Raw genomic sequence first — 15,664 nt, forward strand, 5'->3', positions numbered from 1 at the left:
CCGCTTCTCTCATGGCGGCAGGCTGTCGTGGCGGTCAGCGCCGCAGCACTCGGCGGGCGAGCGCATTGCCGATGAACTGCACCGCCTGCACGATCACGATGATGACGAGCACCGCCGCCCACGTGACCCACGGGTTGAACTGCTTGAAGCCGTACACGATCGCGAACTCTCCCAGGCCGCCGGCTGCCACCGCGCCCGCGATGGCGGTCATGTCGACCAGAGCGACGACGATGAAGGTGTAGCCGAGGATCAGGGGGCCGAGCGCCTCGCGGGGCAGCAGGCGCAGGAGGATGCGCGAGCGGCTCGCGCCAGTTGCCCTCGCGGCCTCGATGACACCGGGGCGCACGGTGAGCAGGTTCTGCTCCACGATGCGACTGATCGCGAACAGTGAGGCGATCGTGATGGCGAAGATGCCGAACTCCGGCCCGATGCCCGGGATGCCGATGCTGCGGGCGATCGGCTGGACGGCGGCGAGCAGGATCACGAACGGGATCGGCCGGAAGAAGTTCACGACCACGTTGATCGTCCCGAACAGGAAGCGGTTCGGGAAGAGGCTTCCGGGTCGCGTCGCGTAGAGCGCCAACCCGACGAACAGGCCGGCGATCCCGCCGAACACGAGGCTCAGCGACACCACGTACAGGGTCTCGGCCGTCGCGGCCCAGAGCTCGGGCAGCAGGTCGACGAGCCTATCCACGGGCGTCCTCCTCGATGAGCGGCGCGAACGCCGACGCGGCGTCGATCGCGCGCTGCACGGCATCCGCCTGTCCGGTCAGTGCGAGCGTGAGATGGCCGAAGACGCGCCCGGCGATGTCGTTGATCCCGCCGTGGACGAGCTCGAACCGCACGCCGTGCGACGAGAGGGCGGAGAACACCTCGGCCTGCGAGACGTCGCCCTCGCGCACCGTGAACGTCACGATGCGTCCGGGATGGCGCTCCCGCAGCGTGCGCAGCTGGTCGCCGGCGGGGACGTCCTCGATGATGCTCGCAACGAACCGGCGCGTCGCCGCGTGCTGCGGCGCCGACAGCACGTCGAACACCGCACCGCTCTCGATGATGCGGCCGTTCTCCATCACGACGACGCGGTCGGCGAGCGTGCGGATGACGTCCATCTCGTGCGTGATGACGAGGATCGTGACCCCGAGCTCTGCGTTGATGCGCGCGAGGAGCGCGAGCACCTCCTGCGTCGTGTCGGGGTCGAGCGCGCTCGTGGCCTCGTCGGCGAGCAGGATCCGCGGGTTCGTCGCCAGCGCCCGCGCGATGCCGACGCGCTGCTTCTGCCCGCCCGAGAGCTGCTCCGGGTAGCTGCGGGCCTTGTCGGCCAGGCCGACGAAGCGCAGCAGGTCGTCGACACGCGCCGCGATCTCGGCGCGCGAGCGACCCGCGACCTCGAGGGGATACGCGACGTTCTTCGCCACGGTGCGGGAGTCGAACAGGTTGAACTGCTGGAAGATCATGCCGATGTCGCCGCGCAGCTCGCGCAGGTCACGCTCGCGCAGGCGGGTGATGTCGCGGCCGTCGATCTCGACGGTGCCCGATGTGGGTGTCTCGAGCGCGTTCACCAGACGCAGCACGGTGCTCTTGCCGGCACCGGAGTAGCCGATGATGCCGCACACCTCGCCGGCAGCGACGTCGAGCGAGACGTCGTCGACGGCCACGGTGGGTGGGGAGTCCTTGCCGGACGCCGCGAAGGTCTTGGTCACGCCGGTCAGGCGGATCAGGGTCATGGATGCTCCTCGGCGGAACGCACGTGTGCGGCCCGGGCGCGCGAGGCGTCGGCGGGCCGCACAGGCGAATGCCGCAGTGTGGCGGTCTTACGAATTGGCGCGGATGTCGTCCTCGACGTCGGTGAGCGACGTGAGGAGCTCGTCGACGGGCGTCTTGACGAGCACAGCGGTGCCGCCCGAGGCCTCCAGGACGCCGTCCTGCACGGCCTTGGTGTTCTGATAGATCTCGACGAGCTTGAGGTACGTCGGGTTGTCGGCGTCCTCCGCCTTCGCGGCGAAGATGTTGATGTACGGGAAGGCCGACGGGTCGCTGGGGTCGTCCTGGGCCAGCAGCTCATCCTCGGTGAGACCGGACTTGGTGACGAAGTCGTTGTTCACGATCGCGCCGGCGAAGTCGGGCAGCGACGACGCGGTGAAGTCCGCGGCGACAGCTTCGACGCGGACCTTCGACTCATCCTCGATGACCTCCGCCGGGGTCGAGAAGGGCGAGCCGCCGTCCTCGAGCTCGATGAGACCCGCGGACTGCAGCACCAGCAGGGCGCGGGCGCCGTTCGACTCGTCGTTGGGAATGGCGATCGTCGAGCCCTCGGGGATGTCTTCGACCGAGTCGTACTGGGTCGAGTAGAGGCCGAGCGGGTAGATCGCCGTGGCGCCGATCGGCTGCAGGTCGTCGCCGCTCTGCACGTTGTAGGTGGCGAGGTAGATGATGTGCTGGAACTGGTTGAGGTCCAGCTCGCCCGCCGACAGAGCAGGGTTGGGCTGCGAGTACTCGCTGAAATCGACGAGGTCCACCTCGATGCCCTCTTCGGCGGCAGCCTCCTTGTACGTCTCCCAGTACGGCTCGCCGGCGCCGACGACGCCGATGCGGACCACCTCGTTCTCGGCGGAGGCGCCGGTGTCGGCATCCGTCCCGCCGCCGGCGCAGCCGGCGAGGAGGAGGGCGAGCGGGAGGGCCAGTGTGGCAGTTGCGATGAGCTTCTTGCGCGTGGACATGTGAGTGCTCCTGTGGATCGAGGTCCGTGTCGGGCGGGTGACCGCGTGCACGAGCCTCGGGACCGCGCACGCTTCGTCGCGGACCGGCTTCGAACCTACGGCGATCGTCCGAGGCATCCGAATCGATTCGTAACACGTCGACACCGACCGCGCGTGTGGAGGGACGGGATGCCGCGGTCCCGTGTTCGCGAGCACTCCCGCGACCCTGTAAGATCGTTGCTTGTGCATCGCGCGAGCGAGGCGCGCCACCTTAGCTCAGTCGGCAGAGCGATTCACTCGTAATGAATAGGTCAAGGGTTCGATTCCCTTAGGTGGCTCAGAACCGGAACGGCCGCGGCAGCGGCCGTTTTCCGTATCCGAAGGACGGTGGTGCGGTGTCCCAGGCGATCGACGCCCTCGCCGAGATCTTCTCGTGGATCGGATTCGGCGTGGGGGCCCTGCTCGCGGGCGTCGCGCTGATCATGTACCTGTTCGACGGCACGTGGGTGCCGGTACGGGCGGTCGTCGAGGCGACGGCCCACGGCCGTCTGGTCCGCTGGTTCGACGAGGACGGCGGCGTGGGGGAGGCCCATCTCACCCACGAGCAGGAGCACCACGTCGGCGACGCGGACATGGCCGACATCTTCGTCCGTCGCGGTTCCCTCAACCGGATGCGGCTGACGCAGGGCTCGCCCGCGGTGCGGGCCGTTGCGCTCCTCGCCGGCGGGATGCTCGCACTGGGCGTGGTCGCCCTGGTGACCTCGCTCGTCATGCTGTTCGCGCGCGGCTGACCGAACCGCATGACCCCGGCGCCGTCACGCGACCGACGCCCGCACGCGTGTCGCCTACGCGACGGCGAGCATGCCGCCGGCAGCGAGAGCGAGCCCCAGCCCCACCCACTGGATCGCTGCGACGCGCTCGCGCAGCACGATCGCCGCGAGCAGGATCGTGCCGGCGGGGTAGAGCGCCGTCAGTGCTGACACCACCGCGAGATCGCCGCTGCGCAAGGCCAGGAGCATGAGCGCGTTGGCCGCGGCATCCGCGATCCCGCACAGGATGGCGAGGGTCCAGGCCCGCCGCAGGGTCGTGGTGATGCGTCCGGACTCCCCAGCGTGCTCGAGATCGGCGTGCTCGAGATCGGCGTGCCCGCTGGGCATCGCGCCGAGCGGTGGGCCCGCGACTGCGAGCACGGAGCGCGCCGGCGCGCCGCGACGCACGGCCATGAGGGCGAGGATGCCGACCACGACGACCGTGACGACACCACTGGTCGCGCGGCTGGTCACGAGAGGCACGAGGCCGCTGTCCGCGGAGGTCTGGTCGACGACGATCAGGAAGGCGCCGATCGCCAGTCCGGCGCCGACCGCCATGACGAGTCCGCGCGGGTTCGGCCGCACGATCTTCTCGCCGGGGATGAAGCCGACCAGCACGACGGCGACCAGGGCCACCGCCAGTCCGGCGTAGCCGATCGGCGCGAGCGCATCGCCCTTGACCAGCAGACCCCAGAGCATCGGGGCGATCGCCGAGACGACAGCCGTCAAGGGCGAGAGGATGCTCATCGGTCCGATCGCCAGGCACGCGTAGAGCAGGGCGACGGCGACCACGCCGATGATCCCGGCGAGGACGCCCCACGCGACGTCGGCGGCCCTCCACGCTCCGCCGACGAGTGGCTGCACGAGCGCGAGCGCGACGAGTCCTGACAGAGCCGCCACGGCGGTCACGACGATCGAGCGCAGCCGCCGCGCAGCCAGGCCGCCCAGGAAGTCCGCGGAGCCGTAGACGACGGCGCCGATGAGCGCGAGGGCGGCGGAGAGCATCGCGACCCAGCATAGGAGCGGTGACCGCACGGGAGGCGCGTCGGCACCGTCGGGCGGCATCCGAATTCCGTTTCACGAAACCAACTTCGCTAGATAAGCTAGCGATATGTCCTCGCCTCACCACGCGAATCGCCGCCCCTCCGGTTGGCTCCGCATCGGCATCCCCGCCCTGCTCGTGCTGATCTGGCTGGCCGTGGGATCCCTCGGCGGACCGTACTTCGGGAAGGTCGATGAGGTCTCGACCAACGACCGGTCCAGCTTCCTACCCGAGGGAGCCGACGCGACGCAGGTCAACGAGCGCCTGGCGGACTTCCTCGGCGCGGACAGCATCCCGGCCGTCGTCGTCGTCACCGGCGACGGCGACTTGTCGGATGAGGACGTCGCCGACATCCAGGCGCTCGCCGACGACATCGCCGGCATCGAGGGCGTCCAGGAGGACGTGTCGCCGCCGATCCTGTCGGAGGACGGCGAGGCGGTGCAGATCTTCGTCCCGATCGATGCCTCCGGCGAGGTGGGAGAGACCGTCGAGGCGATCCGGACCCTCGTGACGGACGAGCTCCCGGACGGGTTCGAGGCGTGGGTCACCGGGCCCGCCGGCTTCACGGCAGACCTCGTCGAGGGCTTCCTCGGCATCGACGGACTGCTCCTCGGCGTCGCGCTGATCGCCGTCTTCCTGATCCTGGTGATCGTCTACCGCTCGCCGCTGCTGCCGGTCCTCGTGCTCCTGACGTCGATGTTCGCCCTCTGTGCGGCGCTCCTCACCGTGTGGTGGCTCGCGTACGCCGGCATCGTCGTGCTCAACGGGCAGGTGCAGGGCATCCTGTTCATCCTCGTCATCGGCGCCGCGACCGACTACGCGCTGCTGTACGTCGCGCGCTTCCGAGAATCCATCGCGACCGGCGCGTCGAAATGGGAGGCGACGCTCGCGGCATGGCGGGGAGCGTTCGAGCCGATCCTCGCGTCCGGCGGCACGGTGATCGCGGGCCTGCTGTGCCTGCTGCTGTCGGACCTGGCCACCAACCGCGCCCTCGGGCCGATCGCATCCATCGGCATCGCGTTCTCGGTGCTGTCGGCGCTGACGTTCCTGCCGGCGCTCCTGGCCCTGTGCGGGCGCGCCGCCTTCTGGCCGTTCATCCCGAAGCAGCCGCTGGCCATGATCCCCGACGATCTGACGCAGCCGGTCAAGGGCCTCTGGCCGCGACAGGCGCGGTTCGTGGCGCGCAACGCGCGCGTCGTGTGGATCGCGTGCACCATCGTGCTGCTGGCTGGAGCCCTGGGGATCACGCAGCTCAAGGCGGACGGTGTGCCCACGAGCGACCTCGTACTCGGGGCATCAGAGGCCCGGGACGGTCAGGAGGTGCTCGCCGAGCACTTCCCGGCGGGGTCGGGTTCGCCGGCGTACGTCATCGTGCCCGAGGAGGACCTGGCCGGCACCGTCGAGGTGCTCGAGGCGTCGGACGGCATCGAATCCGTGGCCGTCGCCTCTGAGGACTCGCCGACCGGGCAAGCGGCCGTCGAGGTCGAAGACGGCGAGGCGGTGCTCACCGCGGTCGGCCCGCCGGGCACGCCTGCTCCGGAGGCGACTGTCTCCGACGGCGACGTCCTCGTCATCGGGACGCTGACGGATGCCGCGGACTCGGTGGCAGCCGAAGACACCGTGCGGCAGCTCCGCGTCGACCTCGACGATGCGCTGGGTGCCGGAACCGCGATCGTGGGCGGCGAGACGGCGACGGACATCGACACCAACGACACGTCGACCCGCGACCGCACCGTCATCATCCCGGTGATCCTGCTCGTGATCCTGTTGATCCTGATGCTGCTGCTGCGGTCGATCCTGGCGCCGGTGCTGCTCATCGTGACCGTCATCCTGTCGTTCGCCACGGCGCTCGGTGTCAGCGCGCTGGTGTTCAACCAGGTGTTCGGATTCCCCGGCGCCGACCCGGCCGTGCCGCTGTACGGGTTCGTCTTCCTCGTCGCGCTCGGTGTCGACTACAACATCTTCTTGATGTCGCGCGTCCGCGAGGAGTCTCTCGTGCACGGCACCAGACCGGGCATCCTGCGCGGCCTCGTCGCGACCGGCGGCGTCATCACCTCGGCGGGTCTCGTGCTTGCAGCGACCTTCGCGGCGCTGGGTGTCATCCCGATCCTGTTCCTGGCGCAGCTGGCGTTCATCGTCGCCTTCGGCGTGCTGCTCGACACCTTCATCGTGCGGTCGCTTCTCGTTCCCGCGTTGTCGTACGACATCGGCCGGGCGATCTGGTGGCCGTCGAAGCTCGCGCGCCGGGAGCCGGACGGCGGTCGTGCGACAGGCTCGGGCAACGGATCGGTGCTGACACCCGCACCGGCCGCTGAGCCCGTCCATCTGCCCCTGCCGGCCGCCACGGACGCCGAGGTCGTCGCAGACGACGGACACCCTCTCACCCGTGAGGAGTACAGGCGTACGCTCGAATCATGAGCAAGGCGCTGTTCATCGTCGATGTCCAGAACGACTTCACCGAGGGTGGTGCGCTCGGAGTCGAAGGCGGGGATGCCGTCGCCCAGCGCATCTCGCAGTACCTCGTCACGCACGCCGAGGAGTACGCCGTGATCGTCGCGTCGCGCGACTGGCATGACGGCGAGGGGGACAACGGCGGGCACTTCAGCTCGCAGCCCGACTTCGTCGACACGTGGCCGGCGCACTGCGTGAGCGACACCGAGGGTGCCGAGTACGACCCCGGTCTGGACACCTCCGCGGTGACGCATCACGTGAAGAAGGGGCAGGGACAGCCCGCCTACTCGCTGTTCGAAGGCACGACCGACGACGGCGTGACCGTGGCGCACCTGCTCGAGGAGCACGGTGTGGTGGATGTCGACGTGACCGGCATCGCGACGGACTACTGCGTGCGCGCATCGGCCCTCGATGCCATCGAGCACGGGCGGCACGTGCGGATCCTCACGGATCTCGTCGCCGGCGTCGCGCCGGAGTCGAGCGATGCCGCGCTGGCCGAACTCGCACACGCGGGGGCCGAACTGCGCCACTCGGGTCTCTCCGGCGGTGACTGAGCCCGTCGGCGGGGCACTCACGGCCGAGGGCGTCCGCGCGGCGCTCGAGGCCGCGGCATCCGCTGACGAACAGGCCAAGATCCGGCGGCGCATGACGGATGAGCGCACCGAGGTGATCGGCGTGCGCATGGGCACGGTCTTCGACATCGCCAAGACGAATGAACGGATGCCGCTGCCCGAGGTCGACCGCCTCCTCGACGCCGATGCGTACGAGATGCGCATGGTGGCGGTCTCCATCCTCGACTTCCAGGCCCGCGCCAAGAACCCGGATCGCGCCGCCCTGTACGACCTCTGGATGCGGCGCATGGACCGTATCGACACATGGGACTTCATCGATCGCGCCGCTCCTCGCGTGCTGGGCGGGTATCTCCTCGATCGGCCGCGAGACGTGCTGTTCGACCTCGCTCGGTCCGACGACTGGCTGCAGCGTCGTACGGCGATCACTGCGGCGTTCTGGATCATCCGCTCCGGCGATCTCGACGACCCGCTCGCGCTCTGTGAGTTGCTCGCCGCCGATCCCGAGCACCTGGTCCAGACGAACGTGGGTGTGGCGCTGCGCGAGATCGGTCGGGTCGATCGCGGGCGACTCGAAGCGTTTCTCGACCGTCGCGGAGCGGATCTCAGCGCCCACGCGCGCCGAACCGCGCTGATTGCGCTCGGATGAGGCCCGCTACCCGCTAGCCTCGGGTCTCGTGACCGCCATCCGTCCCCTCGCCCCTGACGACCACGACGTCTGGCTGCCGCTGTGGCAGGGGTACCTCACGTTCTACGATTCCGAGCTCTCCGACGAGCAGACCGAGCTCACCTGGCACCGACTCATCGACCCGCAGTTCCCTCTCCACGGCGCGCTCGCGACAGACGACTCGGGCACGGCGGTCGGCCTCGTGCACTGGCTCACCCACGCCGCGACGTGGTCGGCGACGCCGTACTGCTACCTCGAGGATCTGTTCGTCGCTCCCGATACCCGGGGGACGGGCGCGGGCCGTGCTCTCATCGCACATGTCACCGGCTGGGCACGGGAGCACGGTGCGGCGAAGGTGTACTGGCTGACGCACGAGACCAACACCACCGCGCGGACGCTCTACGACCGCGTGGCCACCGCCACGGGTTTCGTCCACTACGAGATCGGTCTCGGATCATGACGAGCGATGCTGCCCCCGCCGACCGTCGCATCGGCGATCTTGTCGCCACGCTGCTGCTGATCGGCTTTTCTGTCGGCGCGTCGGTGGTGCTCTTCTTCGTCTCACTGCTGTGGGCGATGGGCACCTACGACAACACGCTCGCCATCGTGCTCGGCGGCTATCTGCCGCTCGCCTTCGCGGTGCTCGGCGCCGTGGTGGGCATCGTCGCACTCTCGCGCCGGCGAAGGGCGTTCTGGTACCCGCTCACCGCGCTGGTGCTGAGCATCGTCGTCTGGCTGATCGCCGCAGCGATCGCCCGCTGAGAAGCGGCGGCGCGTCCTGGTGCGTCGACTGGAACGCAGTGGTGCCCCCACAGGGGCTCGAACCCTGGACCCACGGATTAACCTGCTGCACTGAGTTTCCCCAGCCACCGTCTCCGGCTTGCAGTCTGGACTATATCTTCACCTTCGGCCGGACCGGTCAGGTGCGCCGCGTGTAGTCTCTGAGGTTCCCTTGCGGTTACCTGCTGATTGCCCAATCCCTCGGATTTTCACTGCCTGGTGTCGGTCAGACACCTGGCGAGTACCTCGGGCTCTCAGGGTGTTCCAGCATATAGCGGCGGTCATCCGGCGCATTTCGGCGCCGGCGCTCCATTTTGTTGTGTTGAAGTCCGTTGCTCTAACCAACTGAGCTATAGGGGCGTGTCCACCCTAGCAAGGCGTCGCCGATGGTCGGAGCGTCGGAGCTCCCTTCTACGCTGGGTGCTGAACATCTCCGGGGCGATGGCGGAGGAGACGAGAGCGTGTCGAGCAAGCGCTGCGGTGCATGCGGGGTGACCAAGCCACTCAGCGAGTTCAACCGCAAGTCGTCCCGTCCTGACGGGCTCCAAGAGGTATGCCGCGAGTGCAACCGGCAGTCGTCGCGCGACTACTACGCCCGGAACCGTGAACGTCACGTGCGGGTGATCGTCGAGCGCACCGCGAAGCGTCGCACCGAGGCCAAGGTGTTCCTCGTGACCTACCTGCGCGACCATCCTTGTACGGATTGCGGCGTCACCGACCTGCGCGTCCTCGACTTCGACCACAGGCCGGATGCGCACAAACGCAAGGACGTGATGGCGATGGTCAAGGAGGGGTTCAGCATCGCCAAGCTGTCGGAAGAGATCGCGAAGTGCGACGTCAGGTGCCGCAACTGCCCTGCCATCGTGTCCCTTGAGCGTGGCGGCGACAACTGGCGATCGCGAGCGATGCGCGATCTCGCCTCAAGCTGAACGCGGTTCAGCCGTTCCCGTTGCCACGCCCGCTGTTGCCGTTGCCCTTGCCGTTGCCGTTGTTGTTCCCCGGGCCCTTGTTGTCGTTGACGTCGCCCCCGCCGCCGGTGTCTGCCGGTGGCGCCTGGTCCGCCGGAACCTGGTCGGCCGGTGGCTGCTCAGCGGGCACATTCGCCGGCGCTTGCTCGACCGGAGCCTCCTCGGTGGGCGTCGGCGGAGCCAGTTCCTCCGTGGGTGAGGCGGGTGCAGGGTCCGGTTCCGCGGACCAGCTGTTCGCCAGCAGCACCGTACCGAGTGCGAGTCCGACCGCGAGCAGAGCCGCGACGACCACACCGATCAACAGTGCGCGGCGTGAGGGGCGCCGATGATCGTCTGGAATCGTGGGGACGACCACTGCCGCGGTGCCTGTCTGTGCTGAAGCTCCGGGCGAAAGTGCGGCGGCCCGAGCATCGCGGCGGAGCATTCCACGCTCGACCGCGCCCTGAGGATCGGGCACGAGCGCCGGTCCGGGAAAGACCCGGGTGGGGCCGGTAGCGGGCGCCGCGATCGGCGCCGTGGAGGGGTCGGCTGCCGCGCGGGCCATGGTGTTCTCCATCGCCGCCAGGCGGGATGCCGCCGTCACCACCTCCAGCGCGGTGGGCCGGTCGTCCGGGCGGATCGCCGTCATCCCGCGCAGCAGGCCCTGCCACGACGGGTGCAGCGACGCCGGGATCTCGGGCGCCGATGACAGCCGGGCGACGACAGTGCCGATGCCTTCGGCGTCGCCGAACGGGCGTACGCCGGTCAGCGCCTCGATCAGCAGGAGACCGAACGCATAGATGTCGGCCGCCGGCGCCGGTGGCACGCCTCTCGCCTGCTCGGGAGCGACGTACGCCATCGTGCCGACGATGACGCCGGGAGTCGTCACGCGGGCCGTGTCCATCAAGTACGCGATGCCGAAGTCCGCGAGCTTCGCCCGCCACTCCCAGCCCGGCCGCGGGGATGCCCACAGGAGCACGTTCGAGGGCTTGATGTCGCGGTGCACGACGCCGTGCTCGTGCGCGACGTGCAAGCCTTCCGCGATGTCGATCGCGATGGATGCGACGACCTTCGGTTCGACCGGCCCGCGCGCGATGAGGTCGCGCAGCGTGATGCCGTCGACGTGCTCCATGACGAGGTAGCTGGTCTCGCCTGCGCCGACGCGGGCGTCGAACACGGTGACGAGGGAGTGGTGGCTCAGAGAAGCGAGCAGGGTCGTCTCTGACAGCGCACGCTGCACGGAGTCGATGCCGTCGGTGGGTTCGCGGAACACCTTCACCGCCACCGAGCGCTGGAGATGGGTGTCTTCGGCGCGATACACGCGCGCCATCCCGCCCTCGCCTATGCGCTCATGTAGGACGTAGCGATCGTCCAAGATCTCGCCGGTGGACAACTCCTCCGACGCGCGCAGGTATGTCACGTGTCCTCCCACCCGGGATCCGCACCCCTCCGGCGCAACCCCAGGCCGTCTCTCACGTTAGACAGCGCGCCTGATCGGCCCCACGCCCTTGACTCTTGCGCGAGCGCGTGCAAGGCGCGCGGCAAGGCCGCCGGCGTCACCTCGCAGACGCCGGCGGCCTCACCGCCCCCCAGCCGGCAGATGCCGGCCTCGGTCACTGTGCCGGAGGCATCAGGACCGCGTCGATGAGATACACGGTGGCGTTGGCCGTCTGAACGCCGCCGCAGATCACGTTCGCATCGTTGACCATCCAGGCGTCCCCGCTGCCCGTCACCTCGAGGTCGGCTCCCTGCACGGTGGTGTGCATGCCGGCGATGTCCGCAGGCTCGATCCGCCCGGGCACCACGTGGTAGGTGAGGATCGACGACAGCGTGGCGGTGTCGGTCTTGAGCGCCTCGATGGTGGCGGGATCGATCGCCGCGAAGGCGTCGTCGACCGGCGCGAACACCGTGAACTCGTCACCGTTCAGCGTGTCGACCAGGTTCACCTCGGGGTTCAGCTGGCCGCTCACCGCAGCGGTGAGGGTGGTCAGCATCGGATTGTTGGATGCCGCGACCGCCACGGGATCGGCGGACATGCCCTCGATCGAGCCGTCGCCATCCGGCACGGCCTCGGCGTAGGCTGCGCAGCCCGGGCCGACGAGGTCCGCGGCGGGGTCGGCCGCCATCGGCTCCTCGCTCGACTCCATCGCGGGTGTCGACGGTTCGGCCGACGGTTCGGCGGCCGAGCCGCCCATCGAACAGGCGGACAGCGCGAAGGTCGCGGCGACGGCGAGAGCGAGCCCGGCCGACAGGCGCTTCCTGGTGATGCGAGACATGTCTTCCTCCTTCATGCGGTCGTGGACCGCGGTCTGGTGGCCCCCGGTGCGGGGAGCGTGCCGCAGGAGCGGCTACACGGTGTCTTCGGAGGGGTCGTCGGAATGGATTGGAAGATTCGGATGCGGATCTCCAACACGCCCGTATCGCATGGTCCGACCAATCCGAACGGGGCTCCGGAGCGAACAACCCGTGACACCTAGGGGGACTCATGGAGCTCGTCATCATCGGTCTGCTCGGCGGGCTCATCACGGGGATCTCGCCGTGCATCCTGCCGGTGCTGCCGGTCATCTTCCTGACCGGAGGCGCGCAGTCCGCCCGATTCTCGTCGGATGCGCCCGACGGACCTGCTCCCGCATCGCGGTGGCGGCCGTACCTCGTGATCGCGGGGCTCGTCACCAGCTTCACGCTCGTGACGCTGCTGGGGTCGCTCCTGCTAGGTCTGCTCGGGCTGCCGCAGGACGTGCTGCGCTGGGCGGGCATCGCCGTGCTGGTGCTGATCGGCGTCGGACTCCTGGTGCCGCGATTCGAGCGGCTGCTCGAGAAGCCGTTCCAGCGGCTGGCTCGTCGCTCCGAGGTGCACAACGGCGGGAGCGGGTACGGCGTCGGGCTGGCGCTCGGCACGGTGTTCGTCCCGTGCGCGGGACCGGTCCTGGCTGCGATCATCGTCGCGGGGTCGACCGGCCGGGTCGACATCGGTACGGTCGTGCTGACTCTCTCGTTCGCGGTCGGCGTCTGCATCCCGCTGCTCTTCTTCGCGCTGGCGGGCCGGGGGCTCGTCGAGCGCATCCGCGCGTTCCGCACGCACGAGCGCGGCCTGCGGATCGCCGCCGGAGTCGCGATGCTCGCGCTCGCCGTCGGGCTCGTGTTCAACGTGCCGCAGCTGCTCCAGCGGCTCGTGCCCGACTACACGGCGGGCGTGCAGCGTCAGCTCACCGACAATCCTGACGCGCGTCGCGCGCTCGACCTGGGCGGTCTGGTCACCGACGAGAACCGGGATCTGGACAAGTGCACCAACGGCGCGGCGGAGCTCGAGTCGTGCGGTGCGGCGCCGAGCATCCGCGGCATCGACGGGTGGCTGAACACGCCAGACGGATCCGCGATCGATCTCACGGACCTGCGCGGCGAGGTGGTGCTGATCGACTTCTGGGCGTACTCCTGCATCAACTGCCAGCGCAGCATCCCGCACGTCGTCGCGTGGGACGACGCGTATCGGGATGCCGGACTGCAGGTGATCGGCATCCACTCACCCGAGTACGCCTTCGAGAAGGATGCCGCGAACGTCGCCGCAGGCGCGCAGAACTTCGGCATCACGTACCCGGTGGCACTCGACAACAGCCTGGCCACGTGGACGAACTACCGGAACCGCTATTGGCCGGCGCACTATCTGATCGACGCCGACGGCACGGTGCGGCACATCGCCTTCGGCGAGGGCAACTACGCCGCGACCGAGAAGCTCATCCGAGAGCTGCTGCAGGACGCCGACCCCGGTGTGGCGTTGCCAGCGGCGACCGAGGTCGCCGACGACACCCCGGATGCCGGCACGCGCACGCGCGAGACGTTCCTCGGATCGGCGAAGGACGTCAACTACGCCGGCGAGCCGGCGTATCGCGCGGGGGAGGCCGAGTACCGGCTGCCCGACGACCAGGCGGCCGACTCGTTCGCCCTCGACGGCGCGTGGCGGGTCGAGACGCAGTACGCCACGCCGTCGGGGAGCGCAGGTGGCGGCATCCGTCTGCAGTTCCATGCCGAGGAGGTCCGCCTGGTGCTCGCCGGCGAGGGCGAGGTGCGCGTCCGTCTGGACGACGGCCGGGAGGAGACGCTGGCGGTGTCGGGCACGCCCCGTTCGTACGCCGCCGCGGAGACCGAGGATGCGGCGGCCCATGTGCTGGATGTGCGGGTCTCGCCCGGAGTCGAGGTCTACTCGTTCACGTTCGGCTGATGCCGCGCGTGCGGTCAGGTCGCAGGGAGGTGACGTAGGGCATGCTGGTGGACATGGTGATCGACGGGATCGACGTGCCGGAGGACGGCACGGAACCGGTCGACCGCATCGGAGAGCTGGTGCTGCGGGTGGCCGCCGGTGACCAGGCGGCCTTCGCGCGTGTCTACGACCTGCTCTCGCCTCGCGTCTTCGGTCTGATCCTGCGGGTGCTGGTCGATCGGGCGCAGAGCGAGGAGGTGCTGCAGGAGGTCTTCCTCGAGGTGTGGCAATCCGCATCGCGGTTCGCTCCGAACAGAGGTCAGGCGAGATCATGGGTGCTCACGATTGCGCATCGCCGGGCGGTGGACCGTGTTCGGGCCTCGCAGTCGAGCACGGATCGCGACGTGCGGGCAGGATTCCGCGACCTCGGCACAGCCCATGACGAGGTCGCAGAGCAGGTCGAGCTGCGCATCGAGGGGGCGAGGGTGACGACCGCGCTGTCGGCACTGCCCGACGCCCAGAAGGAAGCGCTGACCCTGGCGTATTACGGGGGTTACAGTCAGAGCGAGATCGCGGCGCTGGTGGGAGCCCCGCTGGGCACGATCAAGACGAGGATGCGGGACGGACTGTCCCGCCTGAGAGCAGAGATGGGGGTGACCGCGTGATGGACGAGGAGGAGTTCGCCCAGCTCGCCGCAGGCGCTGCGCTCAACGCGCTGTCGCCCGCAGACCGCGAGACGTTCGAGGCCGCGCGCCGCCGGCACCCCGAGTGGGAGGGGCAGGTGGACGCGGATGCCGCTACCGCCGCAGCCCTGGCCGACACCGTCGCCGCGACCGCGCCGCCGCTGACCCTGCGATCGACGCTGCTGGCGCGGATCGCCACCACGCCTCAGCTTCCTGCGATGGACGCCTCCGCCGCGGCGGCCGCCGAACCGGTCGCGGCGTGGTCGGAGAGCAGCGATGAACCCGCGGCCGAGCCGCCGCCCGCGACCGCGGTGATCCAGGCGGTCTCGCGGCGCCGCTGGACCCGCGGCATCCTCGGACTCGCGGCATCCCTGGTTCTGCTCGTCGCGCTGGGGCTCGGCGCGGCCATGCTGAACGACTACGTGAACCGGCCCCCCGAGATCGTGGCGCTCCAGCAGATCGAGGATGCGCCCGACTCGCAGTCGGCCACGGTCGAGGTCACGGACGGCGGCACGGCGACGGCGCACTGGTCGGAATCGGTCGGCAAGGCGGTGCTCGTGTCCCAGGGACTCCCGCAGATCGCCGCCGACGAGAGCTTCGAGCTGTGGTTCGTGCGCGACGGCGCCGCGGTGTCGGCGGGGACGTTCGACTCGGCGGACGGCGAGGCCACCGCGGTGCTCGACGGCGCCATGGAACCCGGGGATGTCATCGCGGTGACGATCGAGCCGCAGGGCGGGTCGCCGACCGGAGAGCCGTCGACGGATCCGATCGTGAAGATCCCCACCGCGTGAGACCAGAAGGCCGGTGGCGGGGCCCGATCATCCC

Annotated in this window: 16 protein-coding genes and 1 tRNA gene; 11 read left to right on the forward strand and 6 right to left on the reverse strand. The window is 69.5% G+C overall.

The window, feature by feature from the left end; translation table 11 throughout:
- Nucleotides 1-34 precede the first annotated feature (34 nt).
- The 3 genes from NCG93_RS19290 to NCG93_RS19300 all read right to left on the reverse strand — a co-directional run bounded on the left by NCG93_RS19290 (nt 35) and on the right by NCG93_RS19300 (nt 2,717).
- The gene (locus tag NCG93_RS19290) at nt 35-694 is read right to left on the reverse strand and encodes a methionine ABC transporter permease (protein WP_194413330.1); all 660 of its coding nucleotides are present in this window, start codon (nt 692-694) and stop codon (nt 35-37) included.
- Nucleotides 687-1,724 (reverse strand): methionine ABC transporter ATP-binding protein, encoded by a 1,038-nt coding sequence (locus NCG93_RS19295; protein WP_194413331.1) that lies wholly within the window; start codon nt 1,722-1,724, stop codon nt 687-689. The genes NCG93_RS19290 and NCG93_RS19295 overlap by 8 nt, the downstream gene beginning before the upstream one ends.
- A gap of 87 nt (nt 1,725-1,811) precedes the next feature.
- Nucleotides 1,812-2,717 carry a MetQ/NlpA family ABC transporter substrate-binding protein gene (locus tag NCG93_RS19300; protein ID WP_194413332.1) on the reverse strand — a complete coding sequence of 302 codons (906 nt, stop codon included), beginning with the start codon at nt 2,715-2,717 and terminating at the stop codon, nt 1,812-1,814.
- Between the two features lie 244 nt (nt 2,718-2,961).
- Here NCG93_RS19300 and NCG93_RS19305 point away from each other — a divergent pair.
- Together NCG93_RS19305 and NCG93_RS19310 are read left to right on the forward strand one after the other, a co-directional pair.
- Nucleotides 2,962-3,034, forward strand: a tRNA-Thr gene (locus tag NCG93_RS19305).
- Nucleotides 3,035-3,091: 57 nt separating this feature from the next.
- Nucleotides 3,092-3,487 carry a hypothetical protein gene (locus NCG93_RS19310; protein ID WP_194413333.1) on the forward strand — a complete coding sequence of 132 codons (396 nt, stop codon included), beginning with the start codon at nt 3,092-3,094 and terminating at the stop codon, nt 3,485-3,487.
- A 54-nt stretch (nt 3,488-3,541) separates the two neighbouring features.
- Here the strand turns inward: NCG93_RS19310 and NCG93_RS19315 are convergent, their stop codons facing one another.
- On the reverse strand, nt 3,542-4,510 hold the full coding sequence (locus tag NCG93_RS19315) for an EamA family transporter (protein ID WP_194413334.1): 969 nt from the start codon (nt 4,508-4,510) through the stop codon (nt 3,542-3,544).
- Nucleotides 4,511-4,616: 106 nt separating this feature from the next.
- Between NCG93_RS19315 and NCG93_RS19320 the strand changes: the two genes are divergently transcribed.
- The 6 genes from NCG93_RS19320 to NCG93_RS19345 all read left to right on the forward strand — a co-directional run bounded on the left by NCG93_RS19320 (nt 4,617) and on the right by NCG93_RS19345 (nt 9,943).
- Nucleotides 4,617-6,965, forward strand: coding sequence for an MMPL family transporter (locus NCG93_RS19320; protein ID WP_194413335.1), 2,349 nt, complete (start codon nt 4,617-4,619; stop codon nt 6,963-6,965).
- Nucleotides 6,962-7,552, forward strand: coding sequence for an isochorismatase family protein (locus NCG93_RS19325; RefSeq protein WP_194413336.1), 591 nt, complete (start codon nt 6,962-6,964; stop codon nt 7,550-7,552). The genes NCG93_RS19320 and NCG93_RS19325 overlap by 4 nt, the downstream gene beginning before the upstream one ends.
- On the forward strand, nt 7,545-8,216 hold the full coding sequence (locus NCG93_RS19330) for a DNA alkylation repair protein (protein WP_206687320.1): 672 nt from the start codon (nt 7,545-7,547) through the stop codon (nt 8,214-8,216). The genes NCG93_RS19325 and NCG93_RS19330 overlap by 8 nt, the downstream gene beginning before the upstream one ends.
- A 28-nt stretch (nt 8,217-8,244) precedes the next feature.
- Entirely contained in the window at nt 8,245-8,694 is a 450-nt protein-coding gene (locus tag NCG93_RS19335) for a GNAT family N-acetyltransferase (protein ID WP_194413338.1), read from the forward strand.
- Nucleotides 8,691-8,996, forward strand: coding sequence for a hypothetical protein (locus NCG93_RS19340; protein WP_194413339.1), 306 nt, complete (start codon nt 8,691-8,693; stop codon nt 8,994-8,996). Before NCG93_RS19335 ends, NCG93_RS19340 begins: the two co-directional genes overlap by 4 nt.
- A gap of 479 nt (nt 8,997-9,475) precedes the next feature.
- On the forward strand, nt 9,476-9,943 hold the full coding sequence (locus tag NCG93_RS19345; RefSeq protein WP_194413340.1) for a hypothetical protein: 468 nt from the start codon (nt 9,476-9,478) through the stop codon (nt 9,941-9,943).
- 7 nt (nt 9,944-9,950) lie between these two features.
- On the opposite strand, the gene NCG93_RS19350 is transcribed toward NCG93_RS19345, so the two are convergent.
- Both NCG93_RS19350 and NCG93_RS19355 read right to left on the reverse strand, forming a co-directional pair.
- Nucleotides 9,951-11,381: a protein kinase domain-containing protein gene (locus tag NCG93_RS19350; protein WP_194413341.1), complete on the reverse strand. Its 1,431-nt coding sequence runs from the start codon at nt 11,379-11,381 to the stop codon at nt 9,951-9,953.
- Between the two features lie 193 nt (nt 11,382-11,574).
- Nucleotides 11,575-12,237 (reverse strand): fasciclin domain-containing protein, encoded by a 663-nt coding sequence (locus NCG93_RS19355; protein ID WP_194413342.1) that lies wholly within the window; start codon nt 12,235-12,237, stop codon nt 11,575-11,577.
- A 209-nt stretch (nt 12,238-12,446) separates the two neighbouring features.
- Between NCG93_RS19355 and NCG93_RS19360 the strand changes: the two genes are divergently transcribed.
- The 3 genes from NCG93_RS19360 to NCG93_RS19370 are packed head-to-tail and all read left to right on the forward strand — an operon-like array spanning nt 12,447 to nt 15,630.
- Nucleotides 12,447-14,177 carry a cytochrome c biogenesis protein DipZ gene (locus NCG93_RS19360; protein WP_194413343.1) on the forward strand — a complete coding sequence of 577 codons (1,731 nt, stop codon included), beginning with the start codon at nt 12,447-12,449 and terminating at the stop codon, nt 14,175-14,177.
- Nucleotides 14,178-14,218: 41 nt separating this feature from the next.
- Complete coding sequence (gene sigK, locus NCG93_RS19365; protein WP_194413344.1) at nt 14,219-14,821, forward strand: ECF RNA polymerase sigma factor SigK; 603 nt, start codon at nt 14,219-14,221, stop codon at nt 14,819-14,821.
- Nucleotides 14,821-15,630 (forward strand): anti-sigma factor, encoded by an 810-nt coding sequence (locus NCG93_RS19370; RefSeq protein WP_194413804.1) that lies wholly within the window; start codon nt 14,821-14,823, stop codon nt 15,628-15,630. The genes sigK and NCG93_RS19370 overlap by 1 nt, the downstream gene beginning before the upstream one ends.
- Nucleotides 15,631-15,664 lie beyond the last annotated feature (34 nt).

It is taken from the genome of Microbacterium yannicii (assembly GCF_024055635.1).
In the GTDB taxonomy this organism is placed as follows: domain Bacteria; phylum Actinomycetota; class Actinomycetes; order Actinomycetales; family Microbacteriaceae; genus Microbacterium; species Microbacterium yannicii.

Coding starts and splice junctions, on each gene's coding strand:
- NCG93_RS19295 (WP_194413331.1), bottom strand. CDS start 1,724: ATGACCCTGATCCGCCTGACCGGCGTGACCAAGACCTTCGCGGCGTCC.
- NCG93_RS19300 (WP_194413332.1), bottom strand. CDS start 2,717: ATGTCCACGCGCAAGAAGCTCATCGCAACTGCCACACTGGCCCTCCCG.
- NCG93_RS19315 (WP_194413334.1), bottom strand. CDS start 4,510: ATGCTCTCCGCCGCCCTCGCGCTCATCGGCGCCGTCGTCTACGGCTCC.
- NCG93_RS19320 (WP_194413335.1), top strand. CDS start 4,617: ATGTCCTCGCCTCACCACGCGAATCGCCGCCCCTCCGGTTGGCTCCGC.
- NCG93_RS19325 (WP_194413336.1), top strand. CDS start 6,962: ATGAGCAAGGCGCTGTTCATCGTCGATGTCCAGAACGACTTCACCGAG.
- NCG93_RS19340 (WP_194413339.1), top strand. CDS start 8,691: ATGACGAGCGATGCTGCCCCCGCCGACCGTCGCATCGGCGATCTTGTC.
- NCG93_RS19355 (WP_194413342.1), bottom strand. CDS start 12,237: ATGTCTCGCATCACCAGGAAGCGCCTGTCGGCCGGGCTCGCTCTCGCC.
- NCG93_RS19360 (WP_194413343.1), top strand. CDS start 12,447: ATGGAGCTCGTCATCATCGGTCTGCTCGGCGGGCTCATCACGGGGATC.
- sigK (WP_194413344.1), top strand. CDS start 14,219: ATGCTGGTGGACATGGTGATCGACGGGATCGACGTGCCGGAGGACGGC.
- NCG93_RS19370 (WP_194413804.1), top strand. CDS start 14,821: ATGGACGAGGAGGAGTTCGCCCAGCTCGCCGCAGGCGCTGCGCTCAAC.